The sequence below is a fragment of the Achromobacter sp. Bel genome (assembly GCF_012928505.1).
In the GTDB taxonomy this organism is placed as follows: domain Bacteria; phylum Pseudomonadota; class Gammaproteobacteria; order Burkholderiales; family Burkholderiaceae_B; genus Achromobacter.
Map to the genome: position 1 here is coordinate 135,446 of NZ_JABBJN010000009.1, position 15,800 is coordinate 151,245.

The 15,800-nt window shown below is 63.1% G+C and carries 13 protein-coding genes and 1 tRNA gene; 9 read left to right on the plus strand and 5 right to left on the minus strand.

Annotation, left to right across the window (positions count from 1 at the left end; all coding sequences use genetic code 11):
* Positions 1 to 7 precede the first annotated feature (7 nt).
* The 8 genes from secG (at position 8) to HG262_RS08645 (ending at position 9,226) form a co-directional block, all read left to right on the plus strand.
* Positions 8 to 481, plus strand: a complete 474-nt coding sequence (secG, locus tag HG262_RS08605) for a preprotein translocase subunit SecG (RefSeq protein ID WP_169270596.1) — start codon at positions 8 to 10, stop codon at positions 479 to 481.
* Positions 482 to 613: 132 nt separating this feature from the next.
* On the plus strand, positions 614 to 1,555 hold the full coding sequence (locus tag HG262_RS08610) for a LysR substrate-binding domain-containing protein (protein ID WP_169270597.1): 942 nt from the start codon (positions 614 to 616) through the stop codon (positions 1,553 to 1,555).
* Positions 1,556 to 1,636: 81 nt separating this feature from the next.
* Positions 1,637 to 3,034, plus strand: a complete 1,398-nt coding sequence (locus HG262_RS08615) for a VOC family protein (protein WP_169270598.1) — start codon at positions 1,637 to 1,639, stop codon at positions 3,032 to 3,034.
* Positions 3,031 to 4,206 carry an alpha-hydroxy acid oxidase gene (locus HG262_RS08620; RefSeq protein WP_169270599.1) on the plus strand — a complete coding sequence of 392 codons (1,176 nt, stop codon included), beginning with the start codon at positions 3,031 to 3,033 and terminating at the stop codon, positions 4,204 to 4,206. Before HG262_RS08615 ends, HG262_RS08620 begins: the two co-directional genes overlap by 4 nt.
* Before the next feature lie 102 nt (positions 4,207 to 4,308).
* Positions 4,309 to 5,298 (plus strand): tripartite tricarboxylate transporter substrate binding protein, encoded by a 990-nt coding sequence (locus tag HG262_RS08625; RefSeq protein ID WP_169270600.1) that lies wholly within the window; start codon positions 4,309 to 4,311, stop codon positions 5,296 to 5,298.
* A gap of 166 nt (positions 5,299 to 5,464) precedes the next feature.
* Positions 5,465 to 5,549, plus strand: a tRNA-Leu gene (locus HG262_RS08630).
* Positions 5,550 to 5,942: 393 nt separating this feature from the next.
* Positions 5,943 to 8,675, plus strand: coding sequence for an autotransporter outer membrane beta-barrel domain-containing protein (locus tag HG262_RS08640; protein ID WP_169270601.1), 2,733 nt, complete (start codon positions 5,943 to 5,945; stop codon positions 8,673 to 8,675).
* A gap of 167 nt (positions 8,676 to 8,842) precedes the next feature.
* Positions 8,843 to 9,226 (plus strand): VOC family protein, encoded by a 384-nt coding sequence (locus tag HG262_RS08645; RefSeq protein WP_169270602.1) that lies wholly within the window; start codon positions 8,843 to 8,845, stop codon positions 9,224 to 9,226.
* Between the two features lie 282 nt (positions 9,227 to 9,508).
* On the opposite strand, the gene HG262_RS08650 is transcribed toward HG262_RS08645, so the two are convergent.
* The gene (locus HG262_RS08650) at positions 9,509 to 11,149 is read right to left on the minus strand and encodes a sensor domain-containing diguanylate cyclase (RefSeq protein ID WP_169270603.1); all 1,641 of its coding nucleotides are present in this window, start codon (positions 11,147 to 11,149) and stop codon (positions 9,509 to 9,511) included.
* A gap of 366 nt (positions 11,150 to 11,515) precedes the next feature.
* Here HG262_RS08650 and HG262_RS08655 point away from each other — a divergent pair, with 366 nt between their 5' ends.
* Positions 11,516 to 11,959 (plus strand): GNAT family N-acetyltransferase, encoded by a 444-nt coding sequence (locus HG262_RS08655; RefSeq protein ID WP_169270604.1) that lies wholly within the window; start codon positions 11,516 to 11,518, stop codon positions 11,957 to 11,959.
* A gap of 98 nt (positions 11,960 to 12,057) precedes the next feature.
* On the opposite strand, the gene HG262_RS08660 is transcribed toward HG262_RS08655, so the two are convergent.
* The 4 genes from HG262_RS08660 to HG262_RS08675 form a co-directional block, all read right to left on the minus strand.
* Positions 12,058 to 12,237, minus strand: a complete 180-nt coding sequence (locus tag HG262_RS08660) for a hypothetical protein (RefSeq protein ID WP_169270605.1) — start codon at positions 12,235 to 12,237, stop codon at positions 12,058 to 12,060.
* Between the two features lie 260 nt (positions 12,238 to 12,497).
* Positions 12,498 to 13,130, minus strand: a complete 633-nt coding sequence (locus HG262_RS08665; protein WP_169270606.1) for an XRE family transcriptional regulator — start codon at positions 13,128 to 13,130, stop codon at positions 12,498 to 12,500.
* Between the two features lie 88 nt (positions 13,131 to 13,218).
* Positions 13,219 to 14,673, minus strand: coding sequence for a D-aminoacylase (locus HG262_RS08670; protein ID WP_169270607.1), 1,455 nt, complete (start codon positions 14,671 to 14,673; stop codon positions 13,219 to 13,221).
* Positions 14,674 to 14,695: 22 nt separating this feature from the next.
* Complete coding sequence (locus HG262_RS08675; RefSeq protein WP_282437006.1) at positions 14,696 to 15,703, minus strand: dipeptide ABC transporter ATP-binding protein; 1,008 nt, start codon at positions 15,701 to 15,703, stop codon at positions 14,696 to 14,698.
* Positions 15,704 to 15,800: the final 97 nt, after the last annotated feature.

Here is a 15,800-nt window from a genome sequence, read left to right on the forward strand (position 1 = left end):
GTCCGTAATGCCCTTGATGCTTAAACTTCTGCTGGCCGTCCAAGTCTTTTCGGCGCTGGCTATCATCGTTCTGGTCCTGCTGCAGCAGGGCAAGGGCGCCGACATGGGGTCCGCTTTCGGTAGCGGTTCGTCCGGCAGCCTGTTCGGTGCCACCGGCGCCGCCAACTTCCTGTCGCGCGCCACCAAGTGGGCCGCCGTGGTCTTCTTCGCGTCCACCGCCGGCCTGGCTTACGTCAGCCACAAGGGCACCAGCGGCCCGGCCGTGGACTCCGGCGTGATGCAAAGCTTCCCGTCCGACCGTTCGGTGCCGCAAGTGCCGGGCGCCGCGCCCGCCGCGCCGGGCGCGGGCGCATCGTCCGTTCCGGGCGCTGCGTCGGTCCCTGCCGCCCCGGCCAAGCCCGATGCCTCCGTGCCCACGGTGCCCGCCGCGCCCGCCGCAGGCGACAAGCCGGCTGAGACGCCTGCAACGCCGGCGAAGTAAGCCAGCGTAGGCAGAAAAGGGCCGGCGTTTGACGCCGGCCCTTTTTCATTGGTGCTGCGCATCGGGCCATAAGGCCGGATATCCTGTCATTGCAGTCCGGCACCCGCGCCGGAAAATTCGGATCGGCCCCCCATGGAAAAGCGTTTGATGCCGTCAATGATGGCGCTCCAGAGTTTCGATGCGGTCGCGCGGCACATGAGCGTCACGCGCGCCGCCGAAGAACTGCACATGACCCAAAGTGCGATCAGCAAGCAGATCGCGCAGCTGGAGGCGCTGTTGCGCAACCCGCTGTTTCTTCGCGTGCGCCGGCGACTGCAATTGACGCCGGCGGGGGCGTTGTACCAGTCCGAGGTCAGGGCGATCCTGAACCAGGTGGACATGTCGTCCCGCTACATCCTGACCTACGGTAGCGAAACCCAGGTGCTTACCATCGGCACGCAACCCACGTTTGGCGCGCGTTGGCTGATTCCCCGGCTGCAGCGCTTCATGGCCGCGCATCCTGATATCCAGGTGAAGGTGCGCAGTGAAACCCGGCCGTTCGATCTGATGCAGGCCAAGATCGACATTTCTTTCTTCTTCGGCCATGGCACCTTGCCTGGCGCCCAATGCCGCGAGCTGTTCGCAGCCGAGGTGGTGCCCGTGTGCGCGCCCGGCTTTCTGCCCGGCGATGCGGTGCCCAGCCTGGAGGCGCTGAGCGAACATGCGCTGATCCAGTGCGCGTCCCGCCCGGAAGCGTGGCATGACTATTTCTCGCATCAGCAATTCCAGTCCGACCGCAGTTACCACGGCCCCCGGTTCGACACGTTCTACATGTGCGTGCGGGCAGCCGAAGGCGGCTGCGGCATCGCCCTGACCCCACGATTGCTGGCCGAAGAAGAGCTGCAGGCCGGCAAGCTGGTCATTCCCTGGGGCTACGTGCAGCCCAGCGACGGCGCCTACTTCGTGGCCTATTCCGAACACTCCGCCGAAGTCCCGAAGATCAAGCAATTCGTGGCGTGGGTTGAAGAAGAGGCCGCGCAAAAGCACGATCGCGACGCCCTGCGTGCGCGATCCATGAAAAAACGGACTGATTAGGCCGAATTTTTTCATTTGATCGCGCTTGCCGGGCATGATGTCATGCGGACCATCCCTGTTTACCGATGTGCCGAGCCCGCCATGAGTCAGAATTTCGTCGATCCGGATCAAATCCGCGCCAGCTTCTCCCGTGCCATGTCCGACATGTACAAGTCGGAAGTGCCCCTGTACGACACCTTGCTGGCCTTGGTCGCCGACGTCAATACCAAGACGCTGGCCGAGCACCCCGAGCTTGCCGAACAACTGGCGCGCACGGGCGAAATCGAACGCCTGGACATTGAGCGCCACGGCGCGATTCGCGTGGGCACCCCTGAAGAACTTGCCAACATGCGGCGCGTGTTCGCCGTGATGGGCATGCAGCCGGTGGGTTACTACGACCTGTCGCCGGCCGGTGTGCCGGTGCATGCGACGGCATTTCGCGCCACGCACGAAGCCTCTCTGCAAGCCAGCCCGTTCCGCGTCTTTACGTCGCTGCTGCGCTTGGAACTGATCGACGACGCGGCGCTGCGCGACAAGGCCGCCCGCATTCTGGCCACGCGCCAGATATTCACGGCTCGGACGCTGGAACTGGCGGGTCGCTTCGAAACGCAGGGCGGCTTGAACGACGCCGATGCGCAGGAATTCGTCACCGAAGCGCTGCATACGTTCCGCTGGCACAGCGAGGCGACTGTCAGCCTGGATGACTACCAGGAGTTGCACAGCCAGCACCGCCTGATCGCCGATGTGGTGGCCTTCAAGGGACCGCACATCAACCATCTGACGCCGCGCACGCTGGACATCGACGAGGCCCAGGCCGAGATGCCGCGCCGTGGCGTGTCGGCCAAGGCGGTGATCGAAGGTCCGCCGCCGCGCAAGTGCCCGATCCTGTTGCGTCAGACCAGTTTCAAGGCCCTGGAAGAACCGGTCCTGTTCGCCGGCGCGGACGGCCAGAACGGGGTGGGCAGCCATACCGCCCGCTTCGGCGAGATCGAGCAGCGCGGTATCGCCCTGACCCGCAAGGGCCGGGCGCTGTATGACCAGTCGCTGGATCTGGCGCGCAGCCGCATCAACGGCGCGCCCAATGAAAGCAATGCCGCCGCCTACATGCAGAACCTGCAAGATTGTTTTGCCGCGTTTCCGGATGACTACGCGCAATTGCACGATCAAGGCCTGGCCTATTTCCGCTACTTCCTGACCGGCAAACAAGGCGCTGCGCAAGGGGGCGATGTGCAGTCTCTTATCGGCCAGGGCTACATCCGGTTCGAGCCGCTGGTGTACGAGGACTTTCTACCCGTCAGCGCCGCAGGGATTTTCCAGTCGAATCTGGGCGACAAGGCCCAGGCTGAATACGCGCAGAACGCCAGCCAGGTGGCTTTCGAACAGGCGCTGGGCGCGCCGGTGCAGGACGAACTGGCGCTTTACCAAGACACGCAGGACCGTTCTCTGGCTGCTTGCCTGCAGGCGCTGGGGGTGCAAACCGGTACGCCGGTGGCGGCATGAGCCGCTTGAGCCGCTGCTTGTCGGTGCGCGACTTCGAACTTGAGGCGCGCCGCATTCTGCCGCGCTGCGTCGAAGGTTACGTCTGTGGCGGCACGGAAGACGGCGCGTCGCTGGACGAGAGCGTGCGGGCGCTGCGCGACATCGGTTTCCGGCCGCGCGGCCTGCGTGTGGTGGACCAACGCAGCAGCCAAGTCAGCCTTTTCGGCCAGGTGTATGCCATGCCGGTCGGCTTTGCCCCGACGGGATTTTCGGCCATCGTCATGCACGAGTGCGATCTGGCGCTGGCGCGCGCTGCGCAGGATGCCGAGATTCCGTTCATCATCAGCGGCGCCTCCAGCGTGCCGTTGGAGCGGCTGCAGGAGGCAACCGGCAAGCGCTGCTGGTATCAGGCTTATCTGCCGGGCAACGTCGATCGCATCGCCAAGCTGATCGCCAGGCTCCGCCAGGCCGAGATCCCCGTGCTGGTGGTGACTATCGATACCTGCGTGGGCGCCAATCGCGAAAACTTGCAGAAGCTGGCATTCACGGTGCCATTCAAAATGAGTCCCGGCGTGGTGCTGGACGGCATGCGGCATCCGCGCTGGAGTCTGGACGTCTTCCTGCGCACGCTGCTGGGCAGCGGCGTGCCGCGCTTCGCGAATCTGTATGAGGAAATCGGACCGCCCATCACGCAAGAACCGCCCAACGGCTTTCGTGGCGAACGTGACAAGCTGTCTTGGGAGCACATCCGCTGGATCCGTGAGAACTGGCCGGGCAAGCTGGTGCTCAAGGGCGTGATGCACGCCGAGGACGCCCAGTTGGCCGCTGAAGCCGGCGTCGACGGTGTGATTGTGTCCAACCATGGCGGGCGTCAGCTTGACGGTTGCATTTCGCCCTTGCAGGCACTGCCCGACGTCGTGGCAGCTGTGCCTGCGGGGCTGCCGGTCATGGTGGACGGCGGCTTTCGCCGCGGCTCCGACGTGCTCAAGGCCGTGGCCTTGGGCGCGAGCATGGTCTTCACCGGTCGTCCCCAGCTGTTCGGTGCGGCCGTCGGCGGCAACGCCGGCATCCGCAAAGTCACCGAGATATTTCGCAGCGAAATCTCGACCAACATGGCGCTGCTCGGTTGCCGGACGTTGGCTGATGTCACACCGGATTTGATCGCGCCGGTGCGTCCGGCCTGCGCCGCATAGCGTCAGGCAGCCGAACGACCGCAAGGGCAGCCTTGCCCAGCACCCCAAAAAAATAGGGGCGCGCCATTCGTCGCGCGCCGATCGTTTTCAACTGGAGGAGACATGAAAAAGATGAATCTCAAAATGGCAGGGATGGCGGTATTGTTCGCCTGCGCGGCTACCGGGCAGGTGCACGCCCAGGCCGACACGTATCCGGCCAAACCTGTCCGGCTGGTTGTCGGTTACGCCCCTGGCGGCACGACCGACATCAGCGCCCGCATGATCGCGGACGTGCTGGGCAAGGAACTCGGCCAGACCTTCATTGTGGAAAACAAGCCGGGCGCCAATAGCAACATTGGCGCCGAAGCGGTAGCCCGCGCGCAGGCCGACGGCTACACCCTGTTCGTGGGGTCGATTTCAACGGCGATCAACCAGTCGCTGTACTCCAAGATGTCGTACGACGCGCTCAAGGACCTGGACGCCGTCGCGTTGTTGAACGTGGTGCCCAACATTCTGGCCGTCAATGCCAACGTGCCGGTCAAGTCGGTGCAGGAATATATTGCCTACGCCAAGAAGAACCCCGGCAAACTGACCTGCGCGTCCCCCGGCAACGGCTCGTCTGCGCACTTGGGCTGCGAGCTGTTCAAGATGAAGGCCGGCATTGATATCCTGCATGTGCCCTATCGCGGCAGCGGCCCGGCCGTGGCGGATCTGCTGGGCGGCCAGGTGGACTCCATCTTCGACAACCTGCCGCCGCTGCTGCCGCATGTGCGCGCCGGCAAGCTGACTGGCCTGGCGGTGACCACGGCGGCCCGCGTGCCCTTCGCGCCGGAGATCCCCACCATCGCCGAATCCGGTCTGGAAGGCTTCGACGTGGCGGCCTGGTTCGGCGTTTTTGCGCCGGCCGGCACCCCGCCGGAAATCGTCCTGAAGGTGAACGCCGCCATCAACAAGGCGCTGACCTCCGACACCGCCCTGGCCGCCAACTATCAGACCAACGGTTTTTTGATGCCCCCGCCGCCCAACACGCCGCAAGCGTTCAAAGCCTTCATGGAAAGCGAAACCCGCAAATGGGGAGACGTCGTCAAGGCGACGAACCTGCAGATCAACTGATTGCCATAGGCGGGGCAGGGTGGTGATCCGCCCGATTCCCCTCAGGGCGCCAGGTGGGCAGAGGGAGGAAGGTCGTGCGTAAAAACGGGACGGATTCGCCAGAATGCCGAATTGCGTGATAGAATGCTCGACTTTCCAGGAAGGCATGCTTTTCTGGTTTGGATTTGCCGACGTGGTGAAATTGGTAGACACGCTATCTTGAGGGGGTAGTGGCGAAAGCTGTGCGAGTTCGAGTCTCGCCGTCGGCACCAAGAATTCCTCGTAAAAAGCCCGCTGAAACTTTATGTTTCAGCGGGCTTTTTGCTTTGGGTTTGTACAGACCGTCCAGGACGCCTGGACGGGCCCGCATTCCGACTGGCGCGAGGCCGACCCCGTCGTCGCATCCTGGCCGATCTGCCGGGCCAACGCAGCAATCAAGCGCTGCTGCGCCTGCACAAGCGCGGGATAACCGGCGGCCGCGGGTTCCTCAAAGCGTCCTTGGCAGACCCGTCTGGCGCCGCCAGGCTCGCGCGCATCGCCCAAGGGATAAGTTGTCAGACTGCCATTTCTATCGCGCGGAACATTCTTTACTATTTATTTCTAGAGACACAATGCGACACAATGTAATCTCTCTCAAAAAATGCATCGATTTGAGGAGGGTTGCCATGGTGGGTACTCATAGAGTGAGCGCGGGTTGGATAACGTCGGCCGTAGTGGTGTTGTATGCGGCCAATGTCGCACATCCTGCCCATGCGCAGTTGGTCTCCAGTTCCGGCGAGATAGTGCCTGGGGCGGTGCAATCGCCGAATTGGAATATCGGTGGCGATCTGATTGTTGGCGATTCCCTCAGCGGGACGTTGACCATCAGCGATGGCGGATCCGTCCTCAACGATTGGGCTTTCATTGGCAACCTCAATGGTGGCGTGGGCTCCCTGACGGTGTCAGGCCGTGACGGCCTTGGCACCCCGTCCACTTGGACCAGCCTGGCGCCGGTGTATATCGGCAACGAGTCTGGCAGTAATGGCGAACTCCGCATTCTGAACGGCGGCTTGGCGCGAGGCACATCGGGCAGCATTGGGGGGCAGAACGGCAGCGTCGGGAGCGTTGTCGTATCCGGGCCGGGATCAACGTGGGAACTCGACAAGCTCTACACGTTCGAGATTGGCGGGAGCGGGAGCGGTACGCTGCACATCGACAACGGCGGCGCCGCCCATAGCGGCCAGGCGGTGATCGGCTACAGCCCGGGCAGCGTGGGCAGCGTGACGGTATCGGGGCCGACATCCGTCTGGGACCCATTCAACAACATCTACGTAGGTTTCGAGGGGCTTGGCGACCTGCGTGTCCTGGAAGGTGCGACCGTGAGCACCGTCGGATCGTCCGCGCCAGGCGCCGCCGCCACGGTCTACATCGGCAACCAAACGGGCGGCGTTGGCACGGTGACTGTATCGAGCACGACGGCCGATATCTCGACACTCACCGCTAGCGACCGTATCGAAATAGGCTCGGCAGGCACGGGAACATTGAACATCGCCAAGGGCGGATTGGCCGTTGCCACCCGCGATACCTGGCTGACCGTTGGCAGCACCGCTACCGGTACGCTGAACCTCATCGGCGATGCCACCGGCCGCGGTGTGCTGGAGACCGGCTCGGTGATCAAGGGCGCCGGCGATGCCACCTTCAACCTGGATGGCGGCGTCCTGCGCGCTCGGCGTGACGAGGCCAATTTCCTGAATGGCTTCCTGACGCAGGCGATCGGAAGCGAGGGCGCCTCGTTCGATACCAACGGCTACGAGGTGGGCGTGATGACCGCGTTCTCGGGGACCTCCAGCCTCAACAAGCTGGGCGCCGGCAGGCTGACATTGTCCGGCAACAGCGCGGCCTTCACGGGAACCACCGATATCCAGGCCGGCACATTGCAGGTCGATGGCGTCCTCGGCGGGCCGGTGAATGTTCTGGCGGGAGCACGGCTGACCGGCACGGGACGCGTCGGTCCGACGGTCAACCAGGGCACGATCGCGCCGGGACCGCGCAGCGGGTTTGGTGTTCTGACGGTTGCCGGCGACTATAGGGCACAGGGCGGGAATCTGGAGATCCGCACCCAACTTGGCGGCGACGACTCGCCGACCGACAAACTCGTCATCACGGGCGGCACCGTGGGCGCGACACCGGTTAATGTGAAGAACATGGGAGGCGCTGGCGGGTTGACCCAACGGGGCATCCAGATCGTGCAGGTCAACGGGATCTCGGCGGGGCAGTTCAATTTGGCTAACGGCGACTATGTCATCGAGGGGCGTCCGGCCCTGGTGGCTGGCGCCTACGGCTATGTCCTGCAACAGGACTCGGCAGACGGCGGCTGGTATTTGCGATCATCGCTGACCGATCCCGGCACATCGCCGACCGATCCAGGCACGCCACCAACCGGTGGCGTTTCGCCGGGCGCCGAACCGCCCTTGCTGTATCAGCCCGGTGTGCCGGTCTATGAAGCCTACGCCAACACCCTGCTTAACCTGAGCCGGCTGCCCACCCTGCGCCAGCGGGTCGGCAATCGCCTCTATGATTCGGCGGATGTTGGCCGCAACGGCGTATGGAGCCGGATGGAGGGTACGACGAGCCGGCTCAAGCCTTCCACGTCCACCACGGGCGCACACCAGGACATCGACAGCTGGAAGGCGCAATTTGGTGTTGACCGTATCCTGGCCGGTCAAGAAGAAGGATCCCGTCTGGTGGGCGGCATCGCCTTTCAATACGGCAAGGCCGACACACACGTGTTTTCGGCATATGGCAACGGCACAATCGACACCACGGCCTATGGCCTGACACCGACGCTCACCTGGTACGGCAAGAATGGTCTTTATATCGACACCCAGGCCCAGGCCACGTGGTTCGAGAGCGACCTGAATTCCCGGCTGGCCGGCAAGTTGAAGGGCGGCAGCCAAGCCAACAGTTACGGACTGGGTATCGAAGCGGGCAAGGCGTTCGGGGTGAACGAGCGACTGGCGCTGATCCCGCAGGCGCAGCTGACCTACGTATCGACCCGCTTCGACAGCTTCAATGACAGATTTGGCGCGCACGTAGAAAGCGACAATGGCGACAGCCTGCTGGCCCGCGTCGGTGTCGCGCTGGACTACAAAAGCAATTGGCAAACGGGTGGCGTGAATCGGGAATCGAGCGTCTATGGCGTTGTCAACGTGAAACATGAGTTTCTGAACGGGACCCGTGTGCGCGTGGCAGACGTCCCCGCGGCCAGCCGCAAGGCGAGAACCTGGGGCAGCGTGGGAGCGGGGGCAAATTATGGTTGGGGCGATCGCTATGCGATTTATGGCCAGGTCGACGCCGATGCGGATTTCTCCGGCAGCTACATCGTCACCGCGACCGCAGGCTTCAGAATGACGTTTTAGATCCGCGCATATGGCAAACAGCGCCGGTACTTAGCGGCGCTGCGCGAATAAAATGTTACAGACTGCCAGTCCGCGAAAAAAGGCGGGGATCAGCGGCCGCGATATGGACAATCGTTGATGTGTGAACTTTAATGGGCACGAGTCCGTGAGTTCTCCGGGAGGTTCCAATGATTGACCATACGGGTATCGGCGTGGCCGATGTCGCGCGCTCCGCCGCGTTCTACGATTCGGTCTTAGGCGCACTTGGCCTGCGCCGTGTCATGCAAATTCCTGTCGACAAGGGAACCGATGCCGTCGGTTATGGCGTCGACTATCCAATTTTCTGGATCGACAAGTTTCATCCGCATGGCGTGCATCAGCACACAGCGTTCGCGGCGAAGAACCGTGCGGAAGTTGATGCTTTCCACGCGGCCGCGATGACGGCGGGCGGAACCGATAATGGCGTGCCAGGGCTACGCGATACTGCAAAAGGTTATCCGGAGGGGTACTATGCCGCGTTTGTGTTTGATCTCGACGGCAACAATATTGAGGCGGTCTTCCGAGGCGGCTGAAACTGCACGATTAGTATCTGATGCTGCTGAAGCAGCGTTTTGAGGAATGATGAATTTTTGGGTCCCTGTAGTTTTCGGTACGTTCAAGATCCTCGTGTTGGGCACGGGCATGTTTTTTGCCATTAAGTCTCATTACGACGGAGCAAAAAAGGAGAAGGAGGCGAAAGAGAAGGAGATGAACGCATCGTAATGGACACCTCGTTGCCAGTGGCGACGTCCTGATTGAGGTATTCGATGCGGTGGGGTGAATCGTTGTGCCCTTGGCCGGATCGTTGTGGCCGTTTATGCAATATTGCAGTCTGATGCGTTATTTCCGAAAGAGTCGCAAGCCGGCCCGCTCTTGGTCGTGTGCTGCGCCCGCCGTGCCTGTTTGTCTGCATACATAAGCCGGTCGGCCTCTTTCAGGGCGGCTTGTAACGAACTGACGGCAGGATCCACGCTGACAATGCCAAAGCTTGCGCCTCGATAGTCGAAACTACACTCGGCTGAGGTATAGGTACCGATCAGCGGCCGCGCCAGTCGGTTGCGCATTTCGTCGACGACCCCTTGCGGGTCGTGAGACCTGGGCGGAGCCACGAGTCCAATCACAACGAACTCGTCGCCGCCCCATCGACCCAGCATATCGCTTGCACGTAGACCGGCCGACATGCGCCGGCCCACCTCGATCAAGAACCTGTCGCCGGCCTCATGCCCATAGGTGTCGTTGATCGGCTTGAACCCATCCAGATCGATAAACGCCACCAGAACCCATTGCTGCGTCCGCTTTGCCAGGGTGAACAACCGCTCCAACTCAGCCAACACCGCGCGTCGATTCGGCAGGCCGGTCAGCGCGTCATAGTTGGCGGCATACCGTTCGTCCTGTCGCCGCATCACGATCTGGTTCGCCGCATGGCCTGATAGCAGAATCAAGACCAAGCCGAACACCGCGATCAACCCTGCCGTCCCCAAATGCTGTCTGCGCATGGGCGCCAGGGGCTCTAACGTAGCCAGCGTGATCAACTGATACTGTGTGCCCGACAACGGCTGGCGCCGCAGCAGATAGGGCTTGCCGTCGATGAGCCACTGGTCGGCAAGGTCTGAGCCGCCTGACGCGCGCACATCCATGAGCTCGCCTAGCTCTTCTTCGCCGTCCTGTGGAAGTACCGTGCCTGGCGGCAGCAGCGCCGCGACGTTGCGTAGCATGAACGTTGCTGACGATGCCGTGATCACGCGTCCCTGGCGGTTCACGATCAGCGCAATATGGCGTCCTGTCAAATAAAGCGCGACCTCTGGCGCGTCAAACTTCACCGTGACTGAGCCCAACGGCACGTCGTTCGGGTCTTCGATACGACTGGCCACGAAATAGGAGGGGGATTTGTTCAAACGAGCGATACCGAAATAATGGCCACTGCCGGTACGCAACGCGTCAACGAGGTAGGGCCGGCCGGAATAGATCATGCCGACGATGCTGTCGGGCTCGGCCCAATTGCTGGCCGACACTGTGTCATCCGACATGTTGTTCATGTAAATGCGGGCGTAACGCAGATCACTGGCGAGCGCGTTCATGAAGTCGCCGACTCTGCGCACCAACGGGTCGCGAGTGAATTGCGCAGCGCGCTCCTGCCGTGTCAGCGCGGCGGCGCCTGGGGCATCTGTGCGATAACGCATGGCCAGTTCAATCACCTGACCCTGTCGCGCCACCATATTGGCCACGCTCACCATCTCGGTGAACAAGCGGTCCATCACGCGCGCAGTCGTTTTAGCCTCGTATTCGGCGCTTGCCGCCCATCTGGCCAACTGCGCCGTCACGATCTTCTGCGAAATCCACCACCCAAGGCCGGCCACCAGCGCCACCCAGACGACGGCCAAGCCTATTGTCACCTGGCGTACGGTGGGCCGCGTCTGTTGTTCACGCCTGCCTTGCAGCAACACGTTGTTCTCCATGGCCTGGCCAATCATCCAAAATAGCTTTCTTTAGTATTCGTAGCCTTCTTGCTTTGGCTGGAGTATGAGCGTCGACGGTGGGCCATATTCCCCCAAAGAAATACTCAAACCCGTTGGCTACCCGCATACCGACGCGTCGCCGGCTACAGGTGTTGGCGACTTCCCGCAGAAGCAATCAGCAACACAATATCGCGGAAGCTGATCTCCGATTTTTTAATTGACAATGCTTGACAGTGATATTCCGGCAATATCTGTGGGTACATCGTAATCCACGCCGTATAGATTATTTTCGTCCAGATCGCGGCCAGCACCGCATAATAGGGGCATATCTGAACGATAGACTAAGAGTCTCGTTGCGTTGCGACTATGCTTTCCCAAACGAACGTCCGGCTAGCCCGGAACGAAGACATCGCTTCGATCATTGAACTGGATCCGATTGCCAGGCAGGATCCGGGTAGAAGGACTTTTATCGCCAATGCGGTGGCCGCTGGCCAATGCTGGGCAGCGACCGAAGCGCAAGAGGCTTCGGCGCTAATCGGCTACGGGGTATTGAACAAATCCTTCTTCGAGCACGACTTCATCCCGTTGGTCATGGTCAAGGATTCGGCCCGGCGCCGTGGCGTCGCCACGGCAATCATGCGGGCGCTGGAGTTGCAATGCCAAGGCGGCAAACTGTTCACGTCGACGAATACGTCAAACTTCGCGATGCGCGGTTTGCTTGTACAGCTTGGTTTTATTGAAAGCGGCCAAATTGAAAATCTGGATGACCAGGATCCCGAGCTCGTGTTCGTGAAGCGCCGAGCCTCCTGATTGAGCGCTCAAAAAAGAATCCCGCTGAAACGCGACGTCTCAGCGGGATTTTTACTTTGGCGCTGCCTAGGGCAATGCCAGCCATCAAAAAATAAGAATCAAGTTCCAGCCAACATATACCGCGCCGAAACAGCCAGAATCCGCTGTACCGATTCATTCAGCATGCGGGCTTCACGGTGGGCTTTCACGGAGTAGACCGCGTCATAGCGGCGTCCACTGCGCGGGCCGGCAAGCAGTGCCGGGCGGCGGGTCAAAATGGGGGAGATCAAGCGTTGCATGTCGGAGCATTCCTGCGGGCACCGGGCCCAGTAGATGCCAGGCATCGTAAGCCGGCTTGTGGCCCGGGCCAACGAATTACCATTCATATGAATATCCAGGGCTGGCCCGGTCCAGACCGGGTTCCCCCCAAGCATCTCGTCCGCAAGTATGGCCGGCTTCTATGACAGCCATATGCCAGTGCAAGGCAGAATTTCAAATCATTGAAGGTCAACGTCGAAGGCCGAGCCCAAGCCCAGCCCAAACCTCGGCCCCGACTCCCTCACTCCCCCTTCAACCTCGAAGGCACATCCTCCATATCGCTGCACACCGCCAGCACCTCCGCCGGCTTCCTGCTCAACGACAGGTACACGTGCCCGATACTGCTATCAAAATACGCCGACTCCAGCTTCCCCAGCACCACGCTATCGCCATTCTCGAACTGGATCCGGACCTTTCCCGACAGCACCACGACAAACTCCTGGCCCGGGTGCCGGATGTAGTCCTCGAACTCCACCACCTTGCGCGAATCGATCAAGGCGACCATCGGCAGCATTTTTTTGCCGGGGTATTCACCCATCAACAGACGGTAGTGGTAGTTCTCGGTGATGTAGTCGCGGGCGTCGCTGAGCTTGTTCTTGACGTAGGTGGGGGCGACGGCGGCTTGGGAAGCATCGCGCAGCATGAACAGGCGGGTCATGTCGATGTCCAGCGCGCGGGCCAGCGCGGCGAACTTTTCGTAGCTCAGGGCGATCTGGCCGAGTTCGGCTTTCGACAGCGTCGATACCGCGATGCCGCTGGCCTGCGAGAGCGCCTGCAAGGTCATTTTTCTGGCTTTGCGCTCGGCGCGCAGGCGGGCGCCCATCTCTTCCTTGCCCACGATCTCGGGCGGGGACGTATTGCCGGGTAGGGCCATGTAGCAGTCTGGCATCAAGGGGTTGGGGGCTGGGGCAGGGCCCGCAAGCCCTGCCGCGTCTACGCCGGATTGTAAGGGGTGGGCGGGTTCAGGCGGTGGTCCGGTTCAGGACGCGGCCGGCGTGCTGGCCGGTGAAGGCCTGGTCTTCCCAGACGGGGGCGCCGTTAACGTAGACGGAGTGGATGCCGGCGGCGCGTTCGGTGGGGCGTTCGAAGGTGGCGGCGTCGGCGACGGTGGCGGGGTCGAAGACCACCAGGTCGGCGAAGTAGCCGGGCTGCACCTGGCCACGTTCGGCCAGGCCGAATTTGGCGGCGGTCAGGCCAGTCATCTTCCAGACGGCGGTTTCCAGGGGGAAGAGGCCCAGGTCGCGGGAGTAGTGGCCCAGCACGCGGGGGAAAGTGCCCCACAGGCGGGGGTGTGGGCGCTCGTCGTGGGGCAGGCCGTCCGAGCCGATCATGGTGGGGCCGAATTTCAGAATGCGCTGCACATCGGGCTCGTCCATCATGAAGTAGATGGCGCCGGCGGGTTGCAGGTCGGGCACCACCTCGTACTTGGATTTGCCGCGTTCGGCGGCGACTTCCTCCAGGTCGCGTCCGCTCAGTTCCGGGAACGGCTTGCACCAGGTGATGATCGTGCGGCCGGCCAGAAGCACGCGGTCTTGCTTGAGCATGGTGGAGCCGGCGACATAGGGGTAGGCGTCCAGGGAGACGTCTTGCTTGGCCATGGCGGCTTCGATCAGGGGCAGCGTTTCCCGGGAGCGGCCGAAGTTGGGCTGGCCCATGACCTTGTGGTGCGAGATCACCACGGGCACGTCCAGTTCGCGGCCGATGCGGAAGGTCTCTTCCAATGCCTCGACGATGTGTTCGCCCTCGTCGCGCATGTGGGTGGCGTAGATGCCGCCGTGGGTGTTCAGCGGCCGGCAGACTTCGATGATCTCTTCGGTGGTGGCGCGGGCGGCGGGCGGGTAGAAGGTGCCGGTCGAGATGCCGATGGCGCCGCTGGCCAGGGCGTCGTCGGCCAGCGTCTGCATGGCCTGCACTTCGTCGGGGGTGGCTTCGCGCTGCAGGTCGGGCATGACGGCGGCGCGCAGCGTGGAGTGGCCGACCATGCAGGCGGCGTTGACGGCGGCGGGCGTGGCGCGCAGGGCGTCCAGGTAGTCGGAGAAGCGCGCAAAGCGGTACGAACCGCCTTCGTCCAGCAGGTCCAGCGGGGCGGGCGGGCTGGCGTGGGCCAGCGGCGCCAGGCTGATGCCGCAATTGCCGGTGACCACCGTGGTGACGCCCTGCGAGATCTTGGGCGTCATGTCGCGGTGCTTGAGCAGGTAGTTGTCGTCGTGCGTGTGCGAGTCGATGAAGCCGGGGGCGACGACTTTACCGCTGACGTCGATCCGGCGGCGCGCGGCGCTGGCGGACAGGTCGCCCACGGCGGCGATGCGGTCGCCGCGCACGCCGACGTCGGCGCGCTGGCCGGGGGTATTGGCGCCGTCGATGACGGTGCCGCCGGCAAGGATGTAGTCGAACGGGGTGGCGTCAGGCTGGGACATGGGGATCTCCGGCTAATAGGGTTCAGGCAAAGTGGCAGGCGACTTGCTGTTCGGGGGCGATCTGGCGGGGCTGCGGGGTTTCTTCGGCGCAGCGCGGCTGCGCCAGCGGGCAGCGCGTGCGAAAGGCGCAGCCCGACGGGGGCGATAGCGGGCTGGGAATTTCGCCTTTCAGGACCTCGACGGGCGTGCGTTGGCCCTGGCGCGCAGACGGCACGGCGGCCAGCAGGGCGCGGGTGTAGGGGTGGGCGGGGCGATCGAAGATGGCGTCGCGGGTGCCGGTCTCCACGATCTTGCCCAGGTACATCACGGCCACGCGGTGGCTGATGTGGCGCACCACGCTCAGGTCGTGCGAGATGAACACGTAGGTCAGACCCAGGTCGCGCTGCAGGTCCATCAGCAGGTTGATGACCTGCGCCTGGACCGAGACGTCCAGCGCCGACACCGGTTCGTCGCAGACGATCAGGCCTGGGTCCAGCGCCAGGGCGCGGGCGATGACGATGCGCTGGCGCTGACCGCCCGAGAATTCGTGGGGGTAGCGGTCGGCGGCGTCGGGGCGCAGGCTGACGCGGGCCAGCAACTGCGCCACGCGTTCGCGGATGGCGGCGCGGTCGTGGCCGAAGTTGCGCAGCGGCTCGCCGATGATGTCGCGCACGCGCATGCGCGGGTTCATGGACGAAAACGGATCCTGGAAGATGAACTGCATGCGCCGGCGCATGGCGCGCAACTGCCCGCTGTTCATCTTCGCCAGGTCTTCGCCTTCAAGCAGGATGCGGCCTTCGGTAGGGTCGGTCAGGCGGATCAGGCATTTGCCGGTGGTGGATTTGCCGCAGCCGGATTCGCCGACCAGGCTCAGGGTCTGGCCGCGCGGGACGGACAGGGATATGCCGTCCACGGCGCGCAGGACTTTCGCGCCGCGCCCGTTGTCCACGGGAAAGTGTTTTTTCAGGCCGATGACTTCCAGCATGGGCACCGCGGCAGGCGCGCGGGGCGCGGACGTCGCGGACGAGAGGGGGGTGTCGTGCAGGTTCATGGCGGGCCTCAGGCGGTCAGGGCGGCGCGCGCCGGTTCGGACTGGCGGGCCCAGCACCAGACGCGGTGGCGGCTGCCGGCGTCGATGGCGGGCGGCG